Annotated in this window: 20 protein-coding genes; 14 read left to right on the top strand and 6 right to left on the bottom strand. The window is 63.6% G+C overall.

What is annotated here, in order from left to right; genetic code table 11:
* Nucleotides 1–499 precede the first annotated feature (499 nt).
* From B0G71_RS13455 to B0G71_RS13410, 10 genes are all read left to right on the top strand, one after another.
* On the top strand, nucleotides 500–3298 hold the full coding sequence (locus B0G71_RS13455; RefSeq protein WP_116148581.1) for a sugar ABC transporter: 2799 nt from the start codon (nucleotides 500–502) through the stop codon (nucleotides 3296–3298).
* Nucleotides 3288–7283 (top strand): tetratricopeptide repeat protein, encoded by a 3996-nt coding sequence (locus tag B0G71_RS13450; RefSeq protein ID WP_116142374.1) that lies wholly within the window; start codon nucleotides 3288–3290, stop codon nucleotides 7281–7283. Before B0G71_RS13455 ends, B0G71_RS13450 begins: the two co-directional genes overlap by 11 nt.
* A 37-nt stretch (nucleotides 7284–7320) precedes the next feature.
* Complete coding sequence (locus B0G71_RS13445) at nucleotides 7321–7872, top strand: hypothetical protein (RefSeq protein ID WP_012432521.1); 552 nt, start codon at nucleotides 7321–7323, stop codon at nucleotides 7870–7872.
* Between the two features lie 89 nt (nucleotides 7873–7961).
* Nucleotides 7962–9404 (top strand): PelD GGDEF domain-containing protein, encoded by a 1443-nt coding sequence (locus tag B0G71_RS13440; protein WP_116148579.1) that lies wholly within the window; start codon nucleotides 7962–7964, stop codon nucleotides 9402–9404.
* Nucleotides 9397–10407: a hypothetical protein gene (locus tag B0G71_RS13435; RefSeq protein WP_116142373.1), complete on the top strand. Its 1011-nt coding sequence runs from the start codon at nucleotides 9397–9399 to the stop codon at nucleotides 10405–10407. The genes B0G71_RS13440 and B0G71_RS13435 overlap by 8 nt, the downstream gene beginning before the upstream one ends.
* Nucleotides 10404–12056: a GT4 family glycosyltransferase PelF gene (gene pelF, locus B0G71_RS13430; RefSeq protein ID WP_116142372.1), complete on the top strand. Its 1653-nt coding sequence runs from the start codon at nucleotides 10404–10406 to the stop codon at nucleotides 12054–12056. Before B0G71_RS13435 ends, pelF begins: the two co-directional genes overlap by 4 nt.
* On the top strand, nucleotides 12056–13429 hold the full coding sequence (pelG, locus tag B0G71_RS13425; protein ID WP_116142371.1) for an exopolysaccharide Pel transporter PelG: 1374 nt from the start codon (nucleotides 12056–12058) through the stop codon (nucleotides 13427–13429). The genes pelF and pelG overlap by 1 nt, the downstream gene beginning before the upstream one ends.
* A 102-nt stretch (nucleotides 13430–13531) precedes the next feature.
* On the top strand, nucleotides 13532–14443 hold the full coding sequence (locus tag B0G71_RS13420; RefSeq protein WP_309546258.1) for an endo alpha-1,4 polygalactosaminidase: 912 nt from the start codon (nucleotides 13532–13534) through the stop codon (nucleotides 14441–14443).
* Nucleotides 14444–14693: 250 nt separating this feature from the next.
* Complete coding sequence (locus B0G71_RS13415; RefSeq protein WP_116142369.1) at nucleotides 14694–15044, top strand: hypothetical protein; 351 nt, start codon at nucleotides 14694–14696, stop codon at nucleotides 15042–15044.
* Nucleotides 15044–15262 carry a hypothetical protein gene (locus B0G71_RS13410; protein WP_116142368.1) on the top strand — a complete coding sequence of 73 codons (219 nt, stop codon included), beginning with the start codon at nucleotides 15044–15046 and terminating at the stop codon, nucleotides 15260–15262. The genes B0G71_RS13415 and B0G71_RS13410 overlap by 1 nt, the downstream gene beginning before the upstream one ends.
* 262 nt (nucleotides 15263–15524) lie before the next feature.
* Here the strand turns inward: B0G71_RS13410 and B0G71_RS13405 are convergent, their stop codons facing one another.
* Nucleotides 15525–16142, bottom strand: coding sequence for a LysE/ArgO family amino acid transporter (locus B0G71_RS13405; protein WP_106284971.1), 618 nt, complete (start codon nucleotides 16140–16142; stop codon nucleotides 15525–15527).
* Nucleotides 16143–16239: 97 nt separating this feature from the next.
* On the opposite strand from B0G71_RS13405, the gene B0G71_RS13400 reads away from it, so the two are divergent.
* Nucleotides 16240–17133: a LysR family transcriptional regulator ArgP gene (locus B0G71_RS13400; RefSeq protein ID WP_116142367.1), complete on the top strand. Its 894-nt coding sequence runs from the start codon at nucleotides 16240–16242 to the stop codon at nucleotides 17131–17133.
* Nucleotides 17134–17168: 35 nt separating this feature from the next.
* On the opposite strand, the gene B0G71_RS13395 is transcribed toward B0G71_RS13400, so the two are convergent.
* The 5 genes from B0G71_RS13395 to B0G71_RS13375 all read right to left on the bottom strand — a co-directional run bounded on the left by B0G71_RS13395 (nucleotide 17169) and on the right by B0G71_RS13375 (nucleotide 22210).
* Complete coding sequence (locus B0G71_RS13395; RefSeq protein WP_116142366.1) at nucleotides 17169–17795, bottom strand: carbonic anhydrase; 627 nt, start codon at nucleotides 17793–17795, stop codon at nucleotides 17169–17171.
* 188 nt (nucleotides 17796–17983) lie between these two features.
* Nucleotides 17984–19399, bottom strand: a complete 1416-nt coding sequence (locus B0G71_RS13390) for a heavy metal sensor histidine kinase (protein WP_116142365.1) — start codon at nucleotides 19397–19399, stop codon at nucleotides 17984–17986.
* Nucleotides 19396–20079, bottom strand: coding sequence for a heavy metal response regulator transcription factor IrlR (gene irlR / locus B0G71_RS13385; protein ID WP_106284967.1), 684 nt, complete (start codon nucleotides 20077–20079; stop codon nucleotides 19396–19398). Before irlR ends, B0G71_RS13390 begins: the two co-directional genes overlap by 4 nt.
* 22 nt (nucleotides 20080–20101) lie before the next feature.
* Nucleotides 20102–20488 carry a hypothetical protein gene (locus tag B0G71_RS13380; RefSeq protein ID WP_241974625.1) on the bottom strand — a complete coding sequence of 129 codons (387 nt, stop codon included), beginning with the start codon at nucleotides 20486–20488 and terminating at the stop codon, nucleotides 20102–20104.
* A 393-nt stretch (nucleotides 20489–20881) separates the two neighbouring features.
* Complete coding sequence (locus B0G71_RS13375; protein ID WP_404935467.1) at nucleotides 20882–22210, bottom strand: NAD(P)/FAD-dependent oxidoreductase; 1329 nt, start codon at nucleotides 22208–22210, stop codon at nucleotides 20882–20884.
* Between the two features lie 235 nt (nucleotides 22211–22445).
* Here B0G71_RS13375 and B0G71_RS13370 point away from each other — a divergent pair, with 235 nt between their 5' ends.
* The 3 genes from B0G71_RS13370 (at nucleotide 22446) to B0G71_RS13360 (ending at nucleotide 26753) form a co-directional block, all read left to right on the top strand.
* Nucleotides 22446–23426, top strand: a complete 981-nt coding sequence (locus B0G71_RS13370) for a LysR family transcriptional regulator (protein ID WP_116142362.1) — start codon at nucleotides 22446–22448, stop codon at nucleotides 23424–23426.
* 280 nt (nucleotides 23427–23706) lie between these two features.
* Nucleotides 23707–25293, top strand: a complete 1587-nt coding sequence (locus B0G71_RS13365; protein WP_116142361.1) for a cytosine permease — start codon at nucleotides 23707–23709, stop codon at nucleotides 25291–25293.
* Between the two features lie 68 nt (nucleotides 25294–25361).
* Nucleotides 25362–26753 (top strand): FAD-binding oxidoreductase, encoded by a 1392-nt coding sequence (locus B0G71_RS13360; protein WP_116142360.1) that lies wholly within the window; start codon nucleotides 25362–25364, stop codon nucleotides 26751–26753.
* The last annotated feature ends 37 nt before the right edge of the window (nucleotides 26754–26790 follow it).

Raw genomic sequence — 26790 nt, 5'->3', positions numbered from 1 at the left:
CGAGACGGCGAGCAGTCAAATGCGCGTGTTAGACATGTCTTAAAAAGATTTGGCGATTTCGACGAAGTACTGGGGCACATCTGATTTAATGATCAGAAGAATTAAGCGCCGCGAGCGTGATCGGGACTGTCTGAGGTGATTTTCCAACACACCGTCGATTCGCTTGACGAATTAGTTTCAGGCAGTGCCGCCTTTACTGTCCGGCTTTTAGAGCCGCGCAATCGTTTGCCTTTGAATTCAAGCGGATGCATTTGCCTTTATTTAACTATCTGGATTCACGCGATGGCATAAGCGAGCTTGAGACACCCCATGTCATGTGATATCTTCCACCGCCTTACCAGTAAACAAACAAAAAGTCGGTATCGCATCCGCCGCAACGCTGCTTTTGCGCGATGTAAATAATGCCGACGGGCCGGCTAGAAAATCCGCAAGCGGAAACTTTCTCCCCATAGGGAGAACGCCGCTCGCGTTCAGACTGAACGGGGAAAAGATTTTGGCGATGAAGAAGCGGACCCGGGCATGCGCCGGCGGGGACTCTTGCGGGGTTGTGGAACGTGCGGGCGAAAGATTTCTTACGCGAACCTTGATTGCGGTAGTGCTTGGCGCGGCCGGTATTGCACCGCTTGCGGCACACGCAGTGACTCAAGCAGCGACGCAGGCTGAAGCTGCACCGTTGCAGTCCGCTGCGGCGGCTCACTCCGCCGCGTCTCAACCGAACCTCGCTTTCTTCTATGCAGCCAATCCGCCTGTCGGCGAATTGCAAGCATTCGACGCCGTCGTGATCGACCCCGCCACGGGTTTCGAACCGGCGGCTCATCTGCTGGCGCACACCACGTGGATCGCGCGCACCAGTGGCGCCGAGTCCGCGGGTTCAGTCGAGGCGTTTTTCACCAGCCAGATCGAGCCGTTGTGGCAGCGCGGCTATCGTGGCTTCCTGCTCGACACGCCCCTCGCTGTGGCCGCAGCCAGCCGCATTCATCAAGCTCATCCGGACGCGCGCCTCGTAGCGGGTGGCGCCGATGTCATGCGCAACGCGCTGCCGGTGGCGAAGTCGCTTTACGCGGTAGTCGGCGATTCGCTGGTGCGCGGTATCAACGATAGCGGCCAGCTTCTGGAAGTCCCCGAAGCGTTGCGCGCACAACGCATCGCGGATGCACGCGCGTTCACGCAACAAAGCGGTGTGCCGGTGGTGTCCGTCGAATATTGCGCGCGCAACGACCGCGAATGCGCCCGCGAGACCGCCGCGCGCGTCGTGTCGGCCGGCATGCTGCCTTATGTGACGAGCACGGCACGCGACGTGGTCGGCATCGGCAAGATCGAGGTCCTGCCGCGCAAGATTCTCGTCGTGCAGGACCGCGATACCAAAGATCCGCTCGACCTGAGCGCCGGCGTGCGCGATCTGGCCACGCCGCTCAACTATATGGGTTACGACGTCGAGTACGCCGACTTCTCGTCGCGTCTGCCCGACGCCATTACGCCGGACCGTTACGCCGGTGTCGTCGCGTGGATCCAGCGCGGCGCGGTGCCGGATCCCGAGGCGTGGCAGCGCTGGGTCGCGGCTCGCATGGCGGATCACGTGCCTGTCGCCTTCCTCGGCGCGTTCGGTTTCGACGCGGCCGGTTCGGCAGGCGCGGCGCTCGATCTGCAAGCCGTGGGCGGCACGCTGGCCGCACCGGTCACGGTGGTCAGGAGCGACCCGATGGTCGGCTTCGAAATCAGCCCGAAGCCCGAACCGCGCGATCTGCAAGGCGTGCGCGTGGGCTCGCACAGCCAGTCGTTGCTGCGTGTTTCGGCCAACGGCGTGCTGGTCGATCAGGTCGCGCTCACACCGTGGGGCGGCTACGCGCTCAGTCCGTACACGGTGGCCTCGCTCGACAGCATCGAGCAGGAACGCTGGGCGATCCAGCCTATGGCGTTCATGAAAGCCGCACTGCATTTGCAGGACATGCCGTCGCCGAGCGTCACGACTGAAAACGGCCGGCGTCTGCTCATGTCCCACGTGGACGGCGACGGTTTCGCCTCGCGTGCCGAATTCCCCGGACCCGACTATTCCGGCGAAGCGCTATACCAGCAGATCTTCACTCGCTATCAGGTGCCGATGACGCTCTCGGTGATCGAAGGCGAAGTGGGTCCCAAAGGGCTGCATCCGGATATCTCGCCGCGTCTCGAAGAGATCGCGCGCAAGATGTTCGCGCTGCCGAACGTCGAGATCGGCACGCACACGTACTCGCATCCGTTCCAGTGGGAGCAGGTGGACAGCAAGACCGGCGCACAGGTGGATCGCGGAGGCGGCGACGCGGCGTTCTCGCTGAACATTCCGGGGTATCACTTCAATATCGACCGCGAGATCACCGGTTCGATCGACTACATCAACACGCGCCTCGCGCCGCCCGGAAAGAAGACCGTGCTGCTGCAATGGTCGGGCGACTGCCGCCCGCCGGGTTTCGTCGTGCGCAAGGTGTACGAAGCCGGGGTCTACAACTTCAACGGCGGCGACACGGTCATCACCCGATCAGCCAATAGCTGGACCAATATCGCGCCGATCGGCGTGGACAAGGGGCCGGGCGCTTATCAGGTGTATGCGCCGAATCAGGACGAGAACGTTTATACGAACGACTGGCAGGGGCCGTTCTATGGCTTCACGCGCGTGCTCGAAACTTTCTCGATGACCGACAAGCCGCTGCGCTTCAAGCCAATCGACATCTACTACCACATGTATAGCGGCACGAAAGTGGCCTCGCTGCGCGCGCTCGACCAGATTTTTTCGACGGTGCTCAAGCAGCCGGTCATGCCGGTCTACGTGAGCGAGTACATCCGCAAGGTGCTCGACTGGCACACATTCGCGGTGGCGAGAGAAGTGGGTCCGCAAGCCGGCGAGTGGCTCGTGCGCGGCAATGGCGAGGTGCGCGAATTGCACTGGCCGCAAGCAACCAAACCGGTGCTGGCCGACGCATCGGGTGTGACCGGTTTTGCAACAGGCCCCGACGGCACCTATGTCCATATCGACGGCGGCAGCGCCCGCTTTGCGATCGGCGCTGTCGCGAACGCGGCGCCGTATATCGGCGAAGCCAACGGTTTCGTACGCAATTTCCAGCGCACGGCACAGGGCATGCGTTTCGAGTTCGCCGGTCACTACCAGCCATTCGTCAAGCTGGCCAACGCGCAGCAGTGCAGGGTCAGCGTCGACAGGCAGGCTGTCGCCACGCGTCGTGAAGGCGATTTCCTGCGTTTCGATACGCGGGCTGACCTCGGACCCAAGTTGAACTACCAGTCGATCGAGGTCGCTTGTGGTCGATAATCGCCCTCGCATCGCGCCCACGTGGCTCGTCCTTCTGCTCGCGGGCGTCGTGTTGATCACGCTCTATCTCGTGCATCCGCGCGGCGGTCTGCGCAGCCGGATGACGTCGACCGACGCGCCGAGCGATCTCAGCATCGCGTATCTGGAAGCATGGCTGCGCGTGCAGCCTGGCAACCCGGAAATTCTCTCGGTGCTCGGCACGCAGTACGTGCGTCTGGGCCGCAACGAGGACGCGCGCCGTATCGCTGCCCGCATGGAGGCGATTCCGGACGATCACCTGCGCCGCGCGGCGCAGTTGCTGCGTCTGACCGTCGACACGCGCGAGACGTTCGCGCTGCCCGCCAACGATCCGGGCCGCGAGGCCGCGCTCGGCCGTTTGCGCACGCAGCTCACGAATGCGGCTGCGCTGACGTGGTCGAATGCCGATCTGCAGATGCTGGCTGAAGCAGCCGCTTCGGTGAATGCGCAACAGCTTGCCGGGCAGCTCTATGCTCGCCTCGCCGAACAGGATCCGGCGCAGCAAACGCGCTGGAACCGCGAAGTCGTGCGCTTCGCCATGTATGGCGGCGACTATCGCGGCGCGGCGAACGGCTGGTTCCGTTTGCAAGCCAGCGCGGCGACGTTCGATGCGAGACGTCAGTGCTTTATCGAAGGCATCAAGGCCTTGCAGTCGGGCAGTCTGCTCGATGACGCGCTTGCTGCCGCCGATCAACACGGTGCCGAATTCAGGCACGATCACGACACGCTCGTGGTGCTGCTGAATCTTGCGCGCGCGGCGCATCGTCCGGATCTCGTGGACCGTTACGCGAAGGCGCTGGCCGGCTACGCGCAGGCTCAGCCTGAAGAGGACGGCGCGCTGCGGCTCGTCGACCTTATCCGCGAGCGTGCAAGTGAAGAGGGCGCGCAGGGGCAGTACGCCTATATGGATGGTCCGCAAGTTCGGGCCGGTTTTGCCATGCGCGCGAGTACCCATGGTTCGCGCGAGGTGCATGTCGTGCGCGTCGCTGCGTCCATCGCTGCACCGGCGTCGGCGAAACCCGCTGCTGCGGCGTCCGCCGCAACGGCATCAGGCGCTGCGGCTGCGCCGGCTGCCGCGTCGAACTCCGCCGCTTCCAACGACGTGCCGGGCCTCCTCTATCAGTCGTTCCTCGAATCGAGCGATCTGCCGAACGCTCAGCGCGTGGCGGCGGAGCAGGTCAGCAAGAACCCGGGTTCGCCGGTCTGGACCAGGCGCCTCGCTCAGGTCGCCGAATGGAATCACGCGTCGCCGCTCGCCTTGCAGATGTGGCTCGCCTACGCGCAAGCCACGCACGATCCAGAAGGCTGGAAAAACGTAATGCGCCTCGCGCCGATGCTTAACGACGACAACGCCTATCTGGCCGCGTTGATCCAAGCATCGAATGCTTCGCCCGGCGACCTGAAGCTCGTCGACTCCGTAGTCGCGGCTTACGAACGCCTCGGCCGTCCTGACGACGCGCTGGCGTTCCTGCGCGGCCGCCAGCGCAATTCGCCGGCGGAAGCGATCGACGCGCGTTTGGGTCAGCTCGCCGAGCGCTCGGGTCACGACGACGAAGCGCTGAGTTATTACCGCAAGCTGAACCAGCTTTATCCGTCGAACACGCAATACGCGCTGCGCACGGCAAGCCTTCTGTATCGTCACGGCGACTACAAGGGCGCGCTCGACACGCTGCTCGCCGCGCGCCGCGGCGCCAAGGACGACGACGTGCTGTTCTGGCGCAACGCCGCGCAGCTCGCGCGCCTGCTGCAGCGTGACGACATCGCGAACGACGCCTACAAGCATTTGCTGGCAAGCGGCCAGGCGGCGCCTGAGGACCTGAGCGCGATGACGTACTTCTACGACGCCTATCCGGTCGACGCGGCGCGTACGTCCGAGCTGCAGTTCCGTCGCGATCACTCGCAGCGCGCGCTGCAGAGCGCGATTCACTGTTACACCGATGCCGGGCAATACGACCGCGTCGACGCTTTGCTAAAGAGCCTGACACCCGAACAATTGACGGCTGGCGAAGCCGACCCGGCATTCCTGCGCGTGCGGGCCGAATACTATCGCCAGATCGATCGTCCGTTCGACGCGCTGCACGATTTGCAGCACGCTGTGTCCCTGCCCGGCACGACGCTCGACTTGCGCGCCGCACTGCTCTGGACGCTGGTGGACTACGGCAGCGAAACGCAATTGCGCGAGGCGGTCGCCGAATGGCGCGATGCGCCCGCCCAGGCGCCCGTTTTGTGGGGGCCGCTCGCCGCCGCGCAGATGCGTTTGAACCGGCCGGAAGCGGCGCTCAAGTATCTGCGCCTGCAGTCGGCGTCGATGTCGCGCGATCCGTTGTGGCAACTCGCCTACGCCGAAGCGCAGGAAATGGCGGGGCGCAGCGATCTCGCCTGGTCGATCCGCCGCAACGTCTGGCGTCAGATGCAGCAGGAAGAGGCCGAGATTCGCGCCAACAGCGCGCAAGGTCAGATCGTGCTGCGCACGCGCGCCTCGCAGGGCGGCGAAGTGCGTGAGCAGATGCTCGGTCGTCGCGTCACGCTTGCGTCGATCTTCGAAAACGCGGACGTGTCGAAGGCTTTCCTCATCGATCTGCTCGCGAGCGACGCGGGCCGCAACGACAACGCCGATGCGCGCCGCACGTTGCTCGGCGACGCGGCCGGCCTGCCGCCCGCGCAACCGGTGAAGGCACCCGCCGCGGCGAAGTCGCCGGATCAGGCGCAATTGACTTCGTCGGTGGCGCGCGACGTGGCGCTCGCCTGGGCGATGTCGCATGAAGCGAGTCCGCTGGCGAAGCGCTGGCTGGCTCGCCAGTACGCCGACGTGCTGATGCAGCCTTCGGAACAGTTGATCGCGATCGCACTCGCTGAAAACGACAAGCCCGCGATGGAGCGTCTGCTCGACCAGCAAGGTGCGCGCTTGCCGCTCTACAACCGCATCGATGCTTCGATCGCGGTGGATCGTCCGGGCGCGGCGGAAAACCTCGCGTTTCAGGGCCTGGAAGGCGCGCCCTACGATTCGGAGTTGCACAGCCGCCTGCAGCAAACCGCGCTGACCTGGCCGCAATCGCTCGACGCGACCGTGACGAGCTTCGTCGAACATCCGCTCGACTATATCGAGCAGACGTTGGCGGGCAGCATCAAGGTCGCCGATCTCTACATGGTCGGCGTGAACGGTGTCCAACGCTTTCAGCACTCGACGGATGAGTCGCAACTGACCAACGTGCCGTCGGTGGATCGTTCGGTGGAGTTTTACGCGCGCCGTCAAACGTACGACACCGCCTTCATGGTGACCGCCGGCCGCCGCGAAGCACTCGACAGTTTCTATAGCGTGTCGGTGGGCGCGGAGTGGGGCAGGAACTCGCCGCTGTCGATCGCGCTGAAAGCGGGCCGCAATCAGACGGCACGCGAATCGCAGGCACTGCTGGTCGGCGGCATGAAGGACAACGTGGTCGGCACGATCACGTATCGCGCGACGCAGCATCTGTATGCGACGGGCACGGTCGAAGCCGATCGTTTCTATAGCCAGGCGCGCAACTACCTCGGCAGCGGCGTGCTCTCGACGGGTGAGATCGGTTATCGGATCCGCACGAACTATCCGGACTTTACGGTACGTCTGATCGGTACGCATGGCGACTACGGTGCGAGCGGCTCCGCCGACGGTCTGATTTCGCGGCTGATTCCGGCGAGCGCCGGGCCGGTCGATGCATCGACCTTCGTCCCGCAGACGTACTCGCAATACGGGGCGTTCTTCGGTTTCGGTAACGATCTGATCGACCAGTACACGCGCGCATGGCGGCCGTTTCTCGACGTCGGCGTGCTGCACGACTCGTTCCAGGGTTGGGGGCCATCGATCAGTCTGGGCCTCGCGGGCACCGTGTTCGGCGGCGATCACGCGGCACTCTTTTTCTCGCATCAGCGCGTCTCGCGTCTCGGCACGCCGGTGACCCAGATCGGCGCGCGCTATAGCTGGTTTTATTGAACCGGATTTCGCATAGTTATCCCAAGGAGAATTCTTCATGTACGGCATTAAACGATTGGCTCGTACGAGCGCCTGGTGTGTCGCGGCAGCCGCGCTGGCCCTGATGGTGAGCGCCTGCGGCACGGTGCGCCAGACCTCGGGCCCCGCGCTCGCGCGCGGCGACAAGGTGGCGGTGGTGTCGATCGCCAACTACACTGAAACGCCGGATGCCGGTCACAGCGCCGAGTCGATCGCGGCCAACACGCTGCGCGCGGGCGGGATCGCCGATGTGCGCATCGCGCCGGCCGATTCGAACCGCAACTCGCTGTTCGACACGACGCAGCGCGCCGACAGCGACAAGGCGCTCGAATGGGCGCGTTCGCAGAACGCCCGCTATGTGCTGTCGGGCGCGGTCGAGGAATGGCGCTACAAAACAGGCGTGGACGGCGAGCCGGTGGTCGGCGTCACGTTCGAACTGATCGACGTGTCGAACGGCGCCGTGGTGTGGAGCGCGACGGGCACGCGTACGGGCTGGAGCCGTTCGGGTCTGTCGAGCGTGGCGACCTCGCTGATCGCCAAGGTTCTGTCGCCATTGCAAGCGCGTCAGTAAAAGCATCACCAAGCATATCCCCAAGGTTGCGGTTTGCGCCCGAAGTGCGGGCCGCCGGCCGCAACCCGACATGTGAAAAGGAAATGGCCGTGAATACCGCAGCCGTGGAAAACAACCCAGGCGCCTCGAAGCCGCGCCATGCGCATCCGTTCGGCAATCTTGGACGCGTGCGCCGCTTTCTGGCGCCCGCGGTGGCGCGGCCGTTCGCGATCGTGGAGACTGTCGTGCTCGCGCTGGCCGTATTGGCCGTGGCCCGCTGGCTTCATCCTGAAGACCCGTTGCTGCTGCACAATGGGTTTCCGTGGCTATGGCTGGCATCGCTGCTCGTGGCCTTGCGCTACGGCAGCCTGCTCGGCCTGCTGAGCGGAGCGTTGATGCTCGGCGCGTGGGCGCTCTTTTATCCGCACGGCGGCCCGTTCCCCACGCTGTATTTCGCGGGCGGTTTGATCCAGACGATTCTCGCGGGGCACTTCGGCGATACGTGGGGCAGCCGCGCCGAGCGCGCGTCCTCGCTGAACGATTACCTGAACGACCGTCTCGTCGCGTTGACCAACAGTCACTATCTGATGCGGCTCTCGCACGAGCGGCTCGAAAAGGATTTGTTGTCGCGTCCGACCACGTTGCGCGATTCGATTACCGAGCTGCGCCGTCTGTCGGTCGCTACCGATACTGCACTCGCCGTGCCGGCCGCGGGCAAGGAAAACGATCCGCCGGGCGGCGATCCGCAGGGCGGCGATCCGCTCGGCGGCGCGAGCGGTCTGCTCGAATTTGTCGCGCAAGCCTGCCAGATCGAAGTCGCCGCGTTGTATCCGGTGCATCACGGCAAGCTCGGCGCGCAGGCCATCGCGCGGATCGGCGATCCGTTCGAACTCGCCGTGCATGACGAACTCGTCACGCATGCGCTGAATACGCTGAGCGTCGCGCATCTGAAGAACGAAGACACCGTCGTGCCGGTCAGCCAGTACCTGGTGTGCGCGCCGCTCGTATCGGCGGACGGTGAACTGCGCGCGCTGCTCGTCGTCAAGCGCATGCCGTTCCTGTCGCTCAACTTCGACAACCTGCAGTTGCTGCTGGTGTTGCTCGGCTATTACGCGGACGGTGTCGAGCATTCCGCATTCGTACAGCGCATTCTCGACCGTGTGCCGAACTGCCCGTACGAATTCGCGCTCGACCTGAGCCGCCTCACGCGTCTTCAACAGAAGGCGGGCGTGGCGTCGTCGCTCGTCGCGCTCGCGTTTCCGCGCGATGAAGAGGGCGACTCGCTGTTCGAGCACGTCATGCGCCGCCGCCGTTCACTCGACGTGATGTGGCCGGTGCAGACCGCGAAGCAGTCGGTGCTGGTGAATCTGATGCCGGCCACCGATACGACCGGCATCGACGGTTATCTCGCGCGAATCGAAGCCAGCCTGACGGCCCAGTTCAACACCGACCTCGAACGCGCGCGCGTCGGCGTTCATACGCTCCACCTCGAGGGCGACGAGCCGGGCGCGGCGCTGATGCGTCTTCTCAAACGAAGCGGCCTCGATGTCTAAGACCCTTTCTCTCATCGTCGGCGCGCTCGCGGCCGTGGTGGCCGTGATCGTGCAATATCTGGCGATCGCGAGCCTGCTGCAACCGGCCGGCGCGATCGATCCGCTGCTGCGCTTTTTCGCGTTGCAGGCGTTGGCGGGACTCGCGGAGGCGGTCGCGTTCCGCTCGTGGCTACCGTTGAACTATCGCGAGCCGCGCGGCATTACGTTGCTGTTCCTGTGGCTCGCCTGCACCGTCGTGCCGCTGTTCGGCGGCCTCGTGGTGCTGATCAGTTGCGTGTGGGCGGCGCTCTTTCCGGGCAGCAAGGAGAGCGATCAACTCGCCGATGTGCCGCGCCCGGAATTCGTCACTTACCTGGTGTCGCGCGTATCGCACGGCGGCGGCGCGCGTCTGCAGGCGCGCCTCGCCAACACTCAGGTATCGCCCACCGACCGGCTGTCCGCGCTGGTGGCGATCCAGAGCATGCCGACCCGCACCACGGGCACGTTGCTGCGCGAGTTGCTTGCCGATCCGCTCGAAGACATTCGGCTGATCGCTTACGGCACGCTGGACCACGCCGAAAACGAGATCATGCAGAAGATCTTCCGCACCAGCAAGGCGCTGGAAGCGACGGACAACGACGTTGAGCGCCACGCACTGAACCGCCTGCTCGCCGAGCTGTACTTCGAACTTGTGTACCAGAACCTGGTGCAAGGCGCGGTTTACCGCCATACGCTGCAACAGGCCGACCGCTACGCCCAGGCGGCGCTCGAAACCGATCCGGGCGACGCCGCGCTGTGGCTGATTCGCGGCCGTCTCGCGCTGGCGAACGGCTTGCCCAATGCCGCGCATGAATACATTGGCCAGGCGCTCGCACTCGGTTTCCCGCGCGAACGGCTGGTGCCGTGGCTCGCGGAAGCCGACTTCCTGCGCGGCGACTACGCTCGCGTCAAGCAGCTTCTCGCATCGCTGGGCAATGCCGCCGCGTTGCCCACACTCAAACCGGTTGTGAAGTACTGGTCATGATGAAAGAACTCCCGATCCGCCGTGCCGCCGATGCCGATGTCTGCCTGCTGCTCGAAGGCACGTTCCCGTTCGTGCGTGGCGGCGTGTCGAGCTGGGTCAATGAAATGATCCGCTCCTACCCGGAGACCCGCTTCGCGATTGTGTTCATCGGTAGCCGGGAACAGGACTACAACGGCGCTGCGTATGCGCTGCCGGACAACGTGGTGCATATCGAAACGCACTTCCTGTACGAGCAGGTCGTGGCGGATTTTCAGCCGCGTGCCGTCGCCGGCGACACCGCGGCGTTCGCGCGCTCGCAGAGATTGCACGACGCCTTGCGCGATCCGCGCAGCGGGCTGGATGTCGGCGCTCTGATGGCGAGCATGATTCCGATGCTCGGGGCGAATGGCGCGTTGAACGAAGAGCAGTTCCTGTCCAGCCGCGCGGCCTGGGACACGATCGTCGATCAGTATCAGAAGTACTGTACCGATCCGTCGTTCACCGATTACTTCTGGACCGTGCGCATCATGCACAAGCCGCTGTGGCAACTCGCGCGCGTCGCCGAGAAGCTGTTGCCGGCGAAGGTCTATCACACGGTATCGACGGGATACGGCGGCTTTCTCGGCGCATTGATGCATTACCGCACGGGCCGTCCGCTGCTGATCTCCGAGCACGGCATTTACACGAAAGAGCGCAAGATCGACCTGTTGCAGAGCCAGTGGATTCGCGACAACCGCGGCGTGTTCGAACGCGATATTTCTCGCGTCAGCTATTTCCGCGAATTGTGGGTGCGTTTCTTCGAAGCGATCGGCAAGCTCGCGTACGACGCCGCTGACGATATCGTCGCGCTGTACGAAGCGAACCGCCAGCGCCAGATCACGGACGGCGCGCGCGTCGAGCGCACGCAATGCATTCCGAACGGCATCGACGTCGACGCGCTCGCGCCGCTAATAGCCGAACGCAAGCCGCGCTCGCACCGCGTGGTCGCGTTGATCGGCCGCGTGGTGCCGATCAAGGACATCAAGACCTTCATTCGCGCGATCTTCATTGCGTCGCGCACCATGCCGGATCTCGAAGGCTGGATCATCGGGCCGGAAGAGGAGGATCCCGCTTACGCGCTCGAATGCCGCGCGCTCGTGGAGAGTCTCGGCTTGAGCCGCAATGTGAAATTCCTCGGCTTCCAGCGCATCGACGACATGATGCCGCAGATCGACGTGATCGCGCTGACCTCGATCAGCGAGGCGCTGCCGCTGGTGGTGCTGGAAGGTTTCGCGGCCGGCGTGCCGGCCATCACGACGGACGTGGGCTCGTGCCGTCAACTGATCGAAGGCGCGGACGACGAAGATCGCGCGCTCGGCTCGGCGGGCATGGTGGTTCAACTCGCCGATCCGGCGGCCTTCGCGCAAGCCGTGCTGGCGCTGCTCGCCGATGAAACCCGCTGGCAGGCCGCGCAACAGGCCGGCCTCGCACGCGTGCGCCGCTATTACACCAGGAAGCAGATGATCGACAGCTATCGCACGCTGTATGAGCGTCTCGCCGCCATGCCGGATCGCGAGCGCAACTATACGGCCGCCGATGCGGCGCGCTGCCCGATGCATCACGGCACCCAATCAAAGGCGGAGCCGCACGCGAGTTCGGCGCAGCCCGTTCAATCGCAGGAGACACGCTGATGGCGGGTATCGGCTTCGAATTACGCAAGATCATGCGCCGCGACACGCTGGTGGGCGTGGCGCGCGCTTACGCCTACGCGGGCCTGATCAGCTCGGGACCGTTGATCCTGTCGATCTTCGGCATCCTGATCATCGGGCTGATCAGTCTGACCTCGGTGATTCCGAGTTTCGCGATCGTGCAGTTTCAGGTGTCGGTCACGTATCTGATCGCGCTCAGCCTGATTCTGACCGGGCCGCTGCAACTGTCGTTCACGCGCTTCATCTCCGACCGGCTGTTCGAAAAGCGCGACGACCTCGTGCTGTCGAACTATAACGGCGTGGTGCTGGTGTCGTCGGTGCTGGCGAGCGTGGTCGCGCTGGTCGCGATGCTGGTCGGCTTTCGCGAGGAGCCGCTGATCTACCGCTTGCTGATGATTACGGGCTTCGTGGTGGTCAGCAATATCTGGATCGCTGTGATCTTCCTGTCGAGCGTGAAGCAGTACCGGCAGATACTGATGGTGTTCGCAGTCGGTTATGCATGCGTGGTGTGCCTCGCGCTCGCGTTGAACGGCTATGGACTGGTCGGCCTGCTCGGCGGCTTCGTGGCGGGGCACATCGTGCTGCTCGCCGGTCTGTCGGGTCTGATTTACCGCAACTACCGCAGCGAGCGTTTCGTTTCATTCGAAATGTTCGAGCGGCGCTTCGCCTATCCGAGCCTCGCGCTCGTCGGTCTGCTATTCAATATCGGCGTGTGGCTCGACAAGTTCATGTTCTGGTACGCGCCGGGCACGGGCACGCACGTGATCGGACCGCTGAACGCGTCGGTGATTTACGACATTCCGATTTTTATCGCCTACGTGTGCGTGATGCCTGGCATGGCGACGTTCCTCGTGCGCATCGAGGCGGATTTCGTCGAGTACTACGACGCCTTCTACGACGCCGTGCGCAGCGGCGCGACGCTGCGCCATATCAACGAAATGCGCGACATGATGGTGGGCAGCGTGCGGGCCGGCCTGTATGAAATCATCAAGGTGCAGACAGTCGTGCTGCTGCTGATCATTGCTTTCGGTGAGCGCGTGCTCGGCTCGCTCGGCATTTCGCCGCTGTATATGCCGCTGCTTGTCGTCGACGTGGTGTCGGCGAGTCTGCAGGTGTTGCTGCTCGGTCTGCTCAACGTGTTCTTCTATCTCGACGGACGGCGTATGGTGCTGCGGCTCACGGGCGCATTCGTCGTGCTGAATGGACTCTTCACCGGTATCACGCTCAGGCTCGGGCCGGATTTCTACGGCTATGGATTTGCGCTGGCGTTGCTGGTCGTGGTGATGGCAGCCGTGAAGGTGCTGGACCGCAAATTCATGTCATTGGAATACGAAACGTATATGTTGCGGGGTTGAAGGGCGGTATATCGTTTCCGTGGCCGATCGGCGGCATGATCGCGGGACAGGTCTTCTTGCCGTCGACGGCGTTGCCTGAATAACATGACAGGGGAGCCGGATTTGTCAGAGCACGATCACGACCGACGTTTCAGCCTGCGTGCGCTGCTGCGTCATGTCAGCCGGTTCGCGCGCATGGCCGCGCTCGGCGCGCTGGCTTCGGTGGCGCACGCGCAGAGCGCGGCGCACGCGCCAGCGGGACCGTCGGTAGCGCTGTACTACGGCACGAATCCGCCCGTCGAGGAACTGGCCGCATTCGATATCGTGGTGGTCGACCCCGACGCGCACTTCGATCCGCGCGCTCACGCGAGTGCGCATCCGGCGTGGTTCGCGTATGTGAGCGTGGGCGAGGTGAACCCGCATCGTGCGTATTACCGCGCCATGCCGCGGCAGTGGCTGCCGGGCGTCAACGAGGCATGGGCCTCCCATGTGGTCGATCAGACGGCCGCGCAATGGCCGGCGTTTTTCGTCGACAAGGTGATCGCGCCGTTATGGAAAAAGGGCTATCGCGGCTTCTTCCTCGACACGCTCGACTCCTACCACCTGATCGCCAAGACTGATGCCACGCGCGCCGCGCAGGAAGCGGGGCTGGTGCGGGTCGTCCGCGCGATCAAGAAGCGTTATCCCGACGCGAAGCTGATTTTCAACCGCGGCTTCGAGATCTTGCCGCAGGTCCATGATCTCGCCTGCATGGTGGCGTTCGAATCGCTGTACCGCGGTTGGGATGCCGGCAAGCAGCGTTATACGGAAGTGCCGCAAGTAGATCGCGACTGGCTGCTGATGCAGGCGGCAACGATCCGCGATCAATACAGGCTGCCGGTGCTGTCCATCGACTATTGCCCGCCCGCCGACGGCGCCTGCGCGGCCGCCACCGCCGCACGGATTAAGGAGGCCGGCTTCGTGCCCTACGTCACCGATGGCGGACTCGCGACCGTCGGCGTGGGTGCGGCCGGAACCGGCAACGCACGGCCGTGACAACCGGATTGAATCAAGACGGCTTCTCTGCCTGCCAAAGCCCCACTCATAGTTTGCTAGTCGCTCGCAATCCAAACGGCGGCTAGGTTCTCATCCTCAGTACGCATGGGCGTCATGCCCGGAGCGCAAACTGCTCCGCGACGATCATTGGATTGCGCAAAAACCTGTATGAATGTACAGTACCCTGCATGAAATCTCGTCGCGCTGCTGCAACGGCGGCGGCGCGTGCGGCGGAGCATAGGGAGAGAACATGTTTCGATTTTTGGGCTTGGGCATCATGCTGTGCGCGGCGGCTTCAACGGCAATGGCCGGCGAGCACTATGTCGAGGCCTGGAACCCACCGGAAGCGCGAGTTGGCAAGCCGCATTGCGCAGTCGTCGCCCGTCGGCCTGTCGCGAGTCGGCACATCGTTCCCCACGCAATGAAAGCTCGCACGCGCACCGCGCCGGCGCCGGTTGGGAGACTCGTCGCGAAATCGGATCGGCGGGAAAGCGTGCCTGCACACGCACCGGACATGTCCGAGATTCCGCGGCAGATCACGCCCGAGGGCAATGTGCTGCGAGTCAGCTCGCGAGGTGTCACGCCTGAGGTGACACGTTAATGGAGTCCCAGACTTATCACGGCTACACCGTCTGGGGTCACGCCATCTTGCAGCAGGAGGACATTTTGCAGCCCGAGCGATACGGCGCTAGCGGGACCATCACGCTCGCCGGCAAGCTGGTCGAAGCGTCGGGCATTCTCGCCTACTTCGATACCGAAGACGAAGCGCAACGTGCGGGTCTCGAATGGGCGCGTGCATGGATCGACGGTCACGGGTGAGCAGCGCGAATCCGATGCGCGGACTTCTGACTCGGCGAGCGCGACCACCGGCCGTGATAAGGCGTTCATCGCACGCATGCGGAAAGCGTTTTTCGTAATCTCGAATGTTCAACGCGCGCCGCGGCTGCGTTGAAGGCGTCCGCGCTCCGCTGCATCCAGGCGGGAACGCTATAGACGGTTCGCCGTGGCGCAAGGCGCTCCGTACTGTGGGGCGTGCTGTGTGCTCGCCGACATCGTGCAACGACGACCGCGCCCACGCCGCTTACCGCAACTGCGTCACCGCGAGCAGGAGCACCATGCTGCCGATCGCGCCATCCAGCACGCGCCATGCCGTCGCCCGCTTGAAGAGCGGCGCGAGAGCGCGCGCACCGTAACCCAGACCGATAAACCAGATTCCGCTGACGGCCATCGCACCCAGCGCAAAGGCGACCCGCGCGCCTTCGGGTTCGCGTGCGCCGGCCGTGCCGATCAGCAGGAATGTGTCGAGGTACACGTGCGGATTGAGCCATGTGAACGCGAGCGTCATCAGAATGATCGGCACGGCGCGCTGCACGGGCGCCGCGCTGACGTTCTCGCCATCCAGCACCGCATGCTCCGGCCGCACCGCGCGTCGCAATGCGTTGATGCCGAACCACGCCAGATAGGCGAGCCCGACATACAGCATCGCGTGGACGAACAGGGGATAGCGCTCGACCAGCACCGATGCGCCGCCCACGCCCGCGCCGATCAGAATGAAATCCGACAACGCGCACAGCACGACGATCTTGCCGACATGCGAGCGCATGATGCCCTGACGCAGCACGAAGGCGTTCTGCGCGCCGATGGTCACGATCAGGGATGCGCACAAGGCGGCGCCGTGGGAAAAAGACAGCCAGTTCATAATCGATCCAGTAGACGGGAGCCGGGAACGAAGCTAGTCTGCGGGTTTGCCGATCATAAGAGAAGCTAATTCACTTAATGCCGATTAAGGAACGCTAATGCTCGACTATGCGTTGCTCGACGCGCTGGCCGCCGTGGTGCGCCACGGCTCGTTCGACCGTGCCGCCGGCGAACTGAATGTGACGCCGTCCGCGGTATCGCAGCGGGTCAAACTGTTGGAGGAGCGCGTGGGCAGCGTGCTGGTGAAGCGCGGCCAGCCCTGCGTCGCGACCACCTCGGGCGCGCTGCTGTGCCGCCACACCGAACGCGTGCAATTGCTCGAAGCGGAACTGACCGGCCGGCTGCCGGCGCTGCCCGGCGCGCTGGTCGAACCATGGCCGGCGCTGCGCATCGCCGTCAACGACGACAGCGTGGGCACCTGGTTCATCGACGCGGTCGCGCCATTCTGCGTCGAGCGGGAGATGCTGCTCGATCTGGTGATCGACGATCAGGACCACACCGCGCAGCGGATTCGCGACGGCAGCGTGCAGGGCGCGGTCACCACGCAAGCCGAGCCGGTGCAGGGTTGCCGCTCCACGCGTCTCGGCCGGATGCGTTATCTGGCGGTCTGTTCACCGGACTTTCTCGCGCGTCACTTTGCCGACGGCGTGACGCGCGAGAGCTTGCGGCGCACGCCCTGTGTCGATTTCAATCCGAAGGACCAGTTGCAAAAGCGCTTCATGCGCCGCATCACGCGCGCGGAAGTCGATCCGCCGTTGCACTGGATTCCGCACGTCGCCGGTTTCTTGCGTGCCTGTGTCACGGGCCTCGGCTGGGGCATGTGCCCGGAGCGCATGATCGCCTCGCATCTGACTAGCGGCGAACTGGTGGAGATCGCGCCGGGCAAGCATATCGACGTCGATCTCTACTGGCAGAGCTGGCGTTTGTCGATCGGCTGGCTCGACGACTTCGGCGCGATGCTGCGCAAGCGGGCGACCGAGTTTCTGGACTGACCTGCAGGGACGCCGACCGGTTGGCGCAGAAGCAATCAGCCCGCTGCGGTCTCGGCATTCGTGTCGTAGTTCGCGGGCCAGGGCGTGTCCGTCAATGTCTTCAAACGTCCTTCGTGCATGGAGAAGATCCAGCCGTGAATCCGCACCGGGCGCGGTGCGCGCTGAATCAGCGACATGGCTTGCAGCGCCTGCACTTGCGCCAGCACGTTGAGCTCGGCGAGTCGATCCGCGCGCGCCTCGAAGCTCGGCAGCTCGCGCAATTCGGCGGTGTGCAGCGCGCACAACCGGCGAATTCCTCCTATGCGGCGATTGACGTTCGGCAACTCGGGCGCGGGCGGTCGCAATGCCGCCTGCACGCCGCCACAGCAGTGATGCCCGCAGACAATTACATGTTCCACCTGCAGCACGGTGACCGCGTATTCGAGCACGCTCGACAGGCTCTCGTCGTTATCGGCGACGAGATTCGCGATGTTGCGATGTACGAAAATCTCGCCGGGCTTCGCCCGTGTAATGGCTTCCGGCACGCGGCTGTCGGAGCAGCCGATCCACAGCACATTCGGTTGCTGATTGCCGGCGAGGCGCCGGAAATAAGCGGGATCGCGGGTAATGATTTCGTCGGACCAGGCGAGGTTTTCGACGAGCATGTGTTTCGGAGATGTCATGAATGGGCTTCCGTTGATGCAATATTCGCGTTGGGGAGTGCGCTTGCGCAATGTTTCATCGACCCCTCTGCAGGTTGATCGGGATGGCTGAGCAATATCGAACAGGCACGGACATTGTGCGGGACTCGGGATGAGACCGTAGTGATCACCGCATGATAGTTTTGTCATCGTGCGGGCGCGTGCTTCGCCTAGCTGATCGGCGGATGCTTCGGAAAGCGCAGGCTGAAGGTGGTGCGCAAGTGCGGTACGCTTTCCACGCTGCATTCGCCGTCATGTTCGTCCATGATCGACTTGACGATGGCGAGTCCGAGGCCGGTGCCGCTCGCCGAGTTATGCCGCGATGGATCGACCCGGTAGAAACGGTCGAAGATGCGCTCCAGATGCGGCGTCGCAATGCCGGCGCCGGTGTCCGACACCGATATGTGCGCATGGCGCCGGCGTTCCGCGCATCGCACGTCGACAATGCTGCCGCGCGGCGCGTGGGTCAATGCATTTGAAATCAGGTTGCTGAGCGCCCGCTGCACCATCAGCACATCGCCTTCGAAGCGCGCGTTGCCCGAGACGACGATCTCGACGCCGGCGTCGGCGGCCATCACTTCGTAATAGCCGGCAATGCGCAGCGCTTCGGCGCGTGCGTCGACACACTGCAGCGTCAGCCGGTGGCGAACGCTGTCCGCGCGCGCGAGAAACAGCATGCTGTCGATCAGGCGCGCGAGGCGCTGGCATTCGTCCACGCTCGATTCGATCACGCTGCGATATTCGTCGGCGGAACGGGGTTGAGAGAGTGCCACTTGCGCTTCAGCCAGTAGATTGGTGAGCGGAGTGCGCATGTCGTGCGCAAGGTCGGAGGAAAATTGCGTGAGACGCGTGAACGACTCATGCAGGCGCGCGAGCATCCGGTTGAACGCCCGGCTCAGTTCCTTTAGTTCGCCGGGCATCTCGTGTTCGGGCAAGGGCTCCGCAAGATGGCGGCTGGAGATCTGCTCGGCGCGCGCCGTCAAACGGGCCAGCGGCCGCAGTCCGAAGCGCGCGATCGACCATGCAAGCAGCGCATTCGCCAGCGTCCCCGTCACGATGACGACCAGAACGTTGAGCGCATAGGCGCGCAGCAGCGCGCGTTCGCCGCTTGCGTCGTATTGGACGACCACTCGCACCTGCGTGCCGGCGCCATCGCCGAGCGGCGCCATCGCCACCAGAAAGCGCAGCGGCAGGTTTGCGATCGACACGCGCACCGGCGCCAGGTCGGTGCTGACGGTCATCGTCTGCGCATTCGGCCAGTAGCCGTTGGTGCGGATGAGCGGTGCGCTGTGCGCGTCGAATAGCGCGATATCGAGGTTCTGATGACCGTATAACTGGTTGTGCCACGTCTCGCGATCCGCGCTGACCGCCTGGATGCTGGGCATGGTGTGGAGACGCAATTGCAGCGCGGCGAGGGTCGTGGTCATCTCGCGAGCCGACGCCGCTTCGATACGCGTTTTCAGGCCGTGATACAGCAATACGCCATTGAATATGAGTAGCACCGAGGTCGAAAGCGCGAACAGGATCGACAGCCTCGCACGCAAAGTCCGCGGCACGAGCAGCGCCGCGAGTAGACGTCGAATCATGGCTGCGCCGGGCCGCGCTCTTCCAATACGTAGCCCATGCCTCGCACGGTGTGGATCAGCTTGGGTTCATAGTTGTCGTCGACCTTTGCGCGCAGGCGGCGGATCGCGGCGTCGACGACATTGGTGTCGCTGTCGAAGTTCATGTCCCACACCTGGGAAGCGATCGTCGAACGCGGCAGGATTTCGCCCTGACGGCGCATCAGCAGCCATAGCAATGCGAATTCCTTGGCCGTAAGCAGAATCATGTCGCCGTGGCGTGTGGCCTTGCGGCGCGTCAGGTCGAGCACCAGGTTGGATACTTGCAGCGAAGCAGCGTCGCGGGTTTGGCCACGTCGCAGAATGGAGCGGACACGGGCCAGCAGTTCGGCGAAGTCGAACGGCTTGACGAGATAGTCGTCGCCGCCCATGTTGAGGCCACGCACCTTGTCGTCCACCTCGTCGCGTGCGGTGAGCAGCAGGACCGAAGTCGAATGAGTGCGGCGCAGGTTTTTCAGCAACGTCCAGCCGTCCTGGCCGGGCAGCATGACGTCGAGCACGATCAGATCGTAGTCCTCCGTCAACGCCCGGTGCTGGCCGGTCACGCCGTCTTCCACCCAATCGACGATAAAGCCCGCTTCGGTCAAGCCTTTCCGAAGATACGTGCCGGTTTTGATTTCGTCCTCGACGATCAGGATGCGCATGATTTTCTTTCAGTGCTGCTGGTCAGCGGCCGGCGCGAGTGGGCGCGCATGACGCGGACGCATTGGGTGCATCGAGTTCGTGATGCGCTGCGGCGGGCGGACCGGAGGGCCGCGGCATGGTGCGGGTCATCGTGGAAAATACCTCGAGCGAAAGCAGGCCTCGCTCGATGAACGGCTCCTGCGGACCAGCCGGCGGTCCATATGCCGAAGGACAGGCGGGGTCGCCGCCGTCGAACAGCCCGTCAGGTTGATTCCACCAGAACGCCAGCGAACTGAGTGCAATGACGAGCAGCGCGGCCCCGAGCGAGACCGGATGATCGATACGCAGTCGCTCCCAGCGCTCCGGGACGTTTGCGCCGAAGTGCGTGATGCGCGTCGTCAGGCTTCGCATTCGTTGAAAGTGGCGCATACGGTTCACTTTGAGGACGGGACGAACCTATCGTACGGATACCTGATCGCTGCCAGCATGAGATAAACATGACAATTCCGTCATATATGTCGTGTGCATCTTTTATGGCGGCGCATGGCACGCATGACAGGATCGTCATGACGATCGCGTTCGGCGAGTCGCTCCGATCTGGCATGAGGACTCGATCGGACGGAAACGGAGGTTGGATTGTGCGGAATGCGAGGGAGTTGGCAAGAGTCGCCGATACAGCGCCGAGGACGTGAAGCGCGAGCGGGCCGTGGTGCGCGCGTTCCACGGCGGACGCGTTTCAGATGCGGTGGATTGAAGCAGGGAACAGGCCGCTCACTTGCCGAACCGATCGCATCGGTCGGCCCATGAGCAGCGAAGTGTTATCTAGTGCAGACGAATCACCGGGTGCACGCGTCTGCGCAACCAGTGGCTCGCCGAATCGAGCGCCATGCGCGCGAAGCCGGTCAGTGTCATCACGTGCCGCCGATAGATGAGCTTGTAGACCGCGGTGGCCAGCCATCCGTCGACGAACACCGGCTGCGTCAGCAAGCTGCTGCTGAGGCTGCCTATGGTGCCCTCACGCCCGAAGCCGACCAGCGTGCCGGCGTCGCGGTACACGAACTCGGGCAGCGCTTCGCCCGCAATCCGGCACTTCAACACACGCGCAAGAAACAGCGCCTGCTGATGCGCGACCTGCGCGCGCGGCGCGAGGAACGCGCCGGCGTCGTCGGCGGGACAGGCCGCGCAGTCGCCGAGGCCGAATACGTTTGCGTCGTTCGTGCACTGCAAGGTGCGATTCACTTGAATCTGCGCGTTGCGATTCACCGCGATGCCGTCCAGCGTGCGCAATACAGGCGGTCCCGAGATGCCCGCCGTCCAGATCGCGATGTCGCTCGCGAGCGGAGCGCCGCCGTCGGTCAGCACGGCGTCGGCGCGCACTTCGGTGACGCGTGTTGCGCTCAGCACGTCCACGCCGAGGCTGGCGAGCATGCGCTGCGCGCGCGCTGAAATCGTTTCGGACAAAGCGGGCAGCACGCGCCCGCTGCTTTCGATCAAACGGATGCGGAAGTCACGTACCGGATCGAGCGAGAACGGCGTGTAGCGATTCAGCAGACGTACCGTGTCGCGCACCGCGGCGGCGAGTTCGACACCGGTTGCGCCCGCACCGATGATGTTGATCGACACCGGCGTGTCCGCCTGCGCGGTCCGCGCCCGGCGTGCGTGATTCGCACGCAGACAGGCATCGAGCAGCTTGCGGCGGAATGCTTCCGCATGCGCGACCGATTCGAGGGGCAACGCATGTTCGGCGGCACCTGGCACGCCGAAATATTGCGTCACGCTGCCCATGGCCAGCACCAGCGTATCGAAAGCGATCTGTCGCGACGGCAGAATTTCGCGGCCGTCGGCGTCATGCAACGCACTCAGCGTGATATGCCGCTCCGCGCGATCGAGCGCGGTGAGTTCGCCCTGTTCGAATTCGAAGCCATGGCGTTGCGCCTGCACTGCGTATTGCAGTTGATGGGTCGCGGGATCGAGTTGGCCTGAAGCGGCTTCGTGCAGCATGGGCTTCCAGAAATGCGTGGGCCAGCGGTCGACCAGCACGATTTGCGCGAGACCCGCACGCCCGAGCGATTCGGACAGACGCGTGGCCAGACCGAGCCCACCCACGCCACCGCCGACGATCACGACGCGATGCGCCGCCATCCTGTCCATGCGTTGCGCGGACTGCGCGTGGTGCGCCCGTTGCGCCTGTTGCGTTGTCGTGCCTACCGGCTGATCGATTGCGGCCATGATCGCTATCCTCCTGAGGTTGTTCGTGCCGGGCCGGTGCTGGCGCCGCGTTGCGTGCGATTCCATACATTTCCCGGCTCATCTGTGAGGCCAGTATAGAATCGGCGGAAACCGCAGCACAATTTAATGTTTATACAAAACATATAGGTTTTCACTTATGTTAAAAGCCGCGACGTTTCGTCAGTTGAAGACCTTGCATACGATTGCGAAGCTCGGCAGCGTGTCGCGCGCGGCCGAGGAATTGCGGCTCACGCAACCGGCTGTTTCGCTACAGGTGCGGCTGCTAGAAGAGGCGGCGGGCGCACCGCTCCTGCAGCGTGTGGGCCGCGGGGTGCAACTGACCGCGGCCGGTGAGATCCTCGCCCGCTATGCGCTGGAGATTCTCGACCTGTGGAACGGCGCGGCCGACGATCTGGCCGCGTTGCACGGCGAGCAGGGCGGCACGCTGCGCATCGGCGCGATTACCACCGCCGAGTATCTGATCCCGCCGTTTCTGGTGCGATTCACCGAATCGCGTCCGCAAGTGAAGGTGCAGTTCAAGGTCGGCAATCGTGCCGACATCATCCGTATGCTGGCGACGCATGAAATCGATCTCGCGGTGATGGGTAGCGCGCCGCGCGAATTGCGCACGGCTGCGACCGCGTTCGCCAAACATCCAATGGCATTCGTCGCCTCGCCCGCGCATGCGTTGATGAAGAAAAAACGGTTGTCGCTCGACGATCTGCAAAGCGCGAATCTGTTCGTGCGGGAACGCGGTTCGGGCACGCGTTCGACCGTCGAGAATCTGTTTCGCCTTGCGGGCCTCAAGCTTCATATCGGCTCTGAACTATCGAGCAATGAGGCGATCAAGCAGCTGGTCGAAGCGGGACTCGGTATCGCATTCCTGTCGCTGCACGCCTGTTCGCTGGAGTTTCAGGCGGGCTTGCTCGCGCTGTTGCCCATGTCCGCCAACCCGATCGAACGCGACTGGTATGTGATGCACGTCTCGGACAAACGTCTGCCGCATGTGGCTGGGCTGTTCCGCGATTTTCTGATCGAGCATGGCATGTCGGGCGCGGTGCCGGTGCCGCTGCCTGCTGTGGCCGCCGCCAAAAAACGCCGCCAGGCGCGCCAGGCGGGCGGTGCGGACGCGGCGTAGAGCCGCCAAAAAAGCGTGGGGCTTCTCGCGATTCGCTTCGACGTTTGCGCTTCGCCAGCGCTGCGGGAAGTCCCTATACGGCCTTTCCGTTGCCCACGGAGCCTTACCGGACGGGACTTGCGACTTACATCGCCGGAGATCGAAGTAAAGGTTGGGCAGACGATATTTTTGCCCGCGCCGATTGTCTTTACAGTGGCGTCCAGACATCTGAGAAAAGTGGACGCCACATCCCCGTGGCGAGCCATTGTGATTGACCTGGCCGTTACAGGAGTCGGAGACAATGAGCAGCAACAGCATCACTCAAGTCGAAACGTTCGGTTTCGAACGCATTCCGGATCGCTCGCGCTATGCGCGGCCGATCGATCTGTTCCGCTTGCTGTTCGGCGGGTGCAACACCTTTTCCACCTCCGTGCTCGGCAGCTTTCCGGTGCTGCTCGGTTTGTCGTTCAAGGCGGGGGTCTGGTCGATTGTGCTCGGCGTGCTGATCGGCTCATGCATTCTCGCGCCGATGAGCCTGTTCGGTCCGCGCAACGGCACGAGCGACCCGGTCTCGTCGGGCGCGCATTTCGGCATTCACGGGCGGATCGTCGGCTCGTTTCTGGCGGTACTGACAGCAGTGGCGTTTTTCTCGCTGGCGGTGTGGAGTTCGGGCGATGCGCTCGTGGGCGGCGCGAATCATCTGCTCGGCTTGCCGGTCAACTGGATGACGCTGAGCTTTGCGTACGGCCTGTTCGCGGTGCTGGTGCTGACCGTATGCGTGTATGGCTTCCGCTTCATGCTGTGGGTCAACAAGATCGCGGTGTGGGCGGCGAGCATTCTCTTCGTGGTCGGTCTGTTCGCCTTCACCAAGTCGTTCGATGGCGCATACGCCGGCAAGGTCGCGCTCGGCTCGGTGGGTTTCTGGCCTGCCTTCGTGAGCGCCGTGCTGGTCGCGATGAGCAATCCCGTATCGTTCGCCTGCACGCTCGGCGATTGGGCCCGCTATATTCCGGAGAACACGCCGAGAAAGCGCACGATCCTCGCGGTGATGCTGGCGCAACTGGCCACCTTCGTGCCGTTCTTCTTCGGTCTTGCCACGGCGACGATCATCGCCAGCAAGGCGCCGGATTTCATCGCGTCGAATAACTACGTGGGCGGTTTGCTGGCCATCTCGCCGAACTGGTTCTTCCTGCCGGTGTGCCTGATCGCAATCATCGGCGGCATGTCGACGGGCACGACCGCGCTGTATGGCACCGGCCTCGATATGTCGAGCATGTTTCCGAAATTCCTGAACCGCGTGCGCGCCACGTTGCTGATTGGCAGCCTCGCGATCGGCTTCATTTTCGCCGGCCGCTTCGCCTTCAATCTGGTCGAAAGCGTGTCGACGTTCTCGGTGCTGATCAATGTGTGCAGCTGCCCGTGGATGGTGATCATGATCATCGGCTTCGTCACGCGGCGCGGTTTCTATTTATCCGACGACTTGCAGGTGTTCAATCGCGGCGGCCGCGGCGGTCACTACTGGTTCACGCACGGCTGGAACTGGCGCGCGATGGGCGCGTGGATTCCGAGCGCGGCGATCAGCCTGTGCTTCGTCAATCTGCCGGATCAGTTCGTCGGCCCGCTTGGTCAGCTCGCCGGTGGTCTCGACATCAGCATGCCGGTTTCGCTGACGCTCGCGGCCGCACTGTATATCGCTTTGTTGCAGTGCTTTCCGGAACCGGACGGCGTGTATGGACCGCAAGGCCGACGTTGGCTGCGTGGTGGTTCGCAGCACAATGTGACCGTGCATCCCGTGGTGCCGGCGACTAAGCTTAAGGCAGTCGCTCAGTCGCGGGCGCGGGCGGAACGCGAGCGTGAGGCAGAACTGGATATGCAGGACGCGGGTTGAAGCGCACGCCAATGTGCGCGGCTTCGCGCAGTACAAGCAATGGTATTTAATTTGAGTAGGCAAACAGCATGAGCGAGTCAGTAAAGCGCGCGTTTGAAGGGGTAAAACTGTTTCCGTTCTGGCTGGACAATCCGCGCGCGCCGGCTGTCGAACGGGAATTGATCGGTCCGACCACCGCCGATCTGGTCGTGGTGGGTGGTGGCTTCACCGGCCTCTGGGCCGCGATTCAGGCGAAAGAAGCCGACCCGTCACTCGACGTCGTGCTGGTCGAGGCGGGCAAGGTGGCCTATGGCGCCTCGGGACGTCCGGGCGGCATCATCTCGACTTCGGTGATGCACGGCCTGCCGAATGCGACGCGCGTCTTTCCGCAAGACCTGGATGTACTCGAAAAGCTCGGGCAGGAGAATCTCGACGGCTTCAAGGAATCGTTGACGCGCTACGGTATCGAGGCGGACGTCGAATGGAACGGCGAGATGACGGTCGCGGTCGATCCGGGCCACCTTGGTCATCTGAAGGGCGATTACGAGCTGCACGTCGCCCATGGACACGACGTGGTTTTACTCGACAGCAAAGGCGCACGAGAGCAACTCGATTCGCCGCTATTTGCCGGGGCGATGTGGTCGCGTAATCGCAGCGGCACGATTCATCCGGCGAAGCTCGCATGGGGTTTGAAGGCCACCGCACTGAAGCTCGGCGTGCGTCTGCATGAACATTCGCCGATCACGCGTCTCGAAGATTGCGGCGCGAAGATGATCGTGCACACGCAGGCGGGCCGCATCGAAACGCCGCGCGTGCTGCTCGGCACGGGCACCGCGGACGTCGGCGTGACCGACATCAAGCGCCGCGTGATGCAGGTGCGCGATCACATCATCGCGACGGCGCCGTTGAGCGAAGAACAGATGGCGCGCATCGGCTGGAAGAACCGCCAGGGGATTTACGACACACGTACGCAGCTTAATTACTTCCGGCTCACCAAGGACAACCGCATTATCTTCGGCGGACGGGTGAGTTATCACTTCGGCGGCAATCCGAACCCTGCGGAAGATCGCGACGAAAGCACCTATTACAAGCTCGCCGAAGCGTTCTATCGCACCTTCCCGCAACTCGACGACGTGCGCTTCACGCATGCGTGGGGCGGCCCGATCGACTACTGCTCGCGCGGCGCGGTGTTCGCGCGGCGCTATCACGGCGGCAAGAGCGTGTTCGTCGCCGGTTATACGGGCTTTGGCGTGGCGGGCAGCCGCTTCGGTGCGAAGATGGGCCTCGATATGCTGTGGAATCGCGAGACGATCATCACGTCGCTCGATATTTCACGCAAGGGACCGTCGTACATTCCGCCGGAACCCGTGCGCTGGATCGCCGCGAAGATCACCTTCAACGCCTTCGACGGCGCGGATGATCGTGGTGGCTGGCGTCGTCTGTGGATCAATTCGATCAAGGCGCTCGGTTTTCCGATGTAATGCGAAGGCGTCCGCGCAGTGTGCGTGGACGCAGTTT

It is taken from the genome of Paraburkholderia sp. BL27I4N3 (assembly GCF_003386115.1).
Taxonomy (GTDB): domain Bacteria; phylum Pseudomonadota; class Gammaproteobacteria; order Burkholderiales; family Burkholderiaceae; genus Paraburkholderia.
Note: the sequence above shows the minus strand (reverse complement) of the source record. Positions and strands in the feature narration are given on the sequence as shown.